Genomic DNA, 700 nt, shown 5'->3' with positions numbered 1-700 from the left:
AGGGTATCCTGCTGACCGCGTCAGATACGTCGTCCATCGTTCCGGCGGTGCAGCAGGCCCGCGATGCCGGGCTGCTGGTGATTGCGCTGGACACCCCGCTTGAGCCTATCGACTCGGCCGACGCGACCTTTGCCACCGACAATTTCCTTGCGGGGCTTCTGATCGGACAATGGGCAAAAGCCACTCTGGGAGATGCGGCAAACGACGCCAAAATCGCCACGTTGGACCTTGCGGTCAGCCAGCCCACTGTGGATGTGCTTCGCAATCAGGGGTTCCTGCAGGGGTTCGGTGTTGATCTGGCCGATCCGAACGTGATTGGCGATGAAAACGACCCGCGTCTTGTTGGTAGCGATGTCACCGCTGGCAACGAAGAAGGCGGTCGTCGCGCCATGGAGAACCTGCTGGCCAAAGACCCGACGATCAACGTGGTGCACACCATCAACGAACCGGCGGCAGCGGGCGCTTATGAAGCGCTTAAGGCTATCGGGCGCGAAAATGACGTGTTGATCGTTTCCGTCGATGGCGGCTGCCCTGGCGTGCAGAACGTGGCGGACGGCGTCATCGGTGCAACATCACAGCAATACCCGCTGCTGATGGCATCGCTGGGCGTTGAGGCTGTCAAGAAATGGGCGGACGAAGGGACGAAACCCGAGAACACACCCGGTAAGGACTTTTTTGACACCGGCGTGGCGCTTGTGAC

1 protein-coding gene is annotated in these 700 nt (G+C 60.6%); it reads left to right on the top strand.

Annotated features, from left to right (window positions below; all coding sequences use genetic code 11):
• Nucleotides 1–700, top strand: a 700-nt coding sequence (locus ACR0C6_RS21790) for a substrate-binding domain-containing protein (protein WP_480621238.1), incomplete at both ends; no start/stop codon positions are given.

This window comes from Ruegeria sp. AL12 (genome assembly GCF_056540885.1).
The sequence above is the reverse complement of the archived record's forward strand: the minus strand, read 5'-3'. Positions and strand labels throughout refer to the sequence as shown.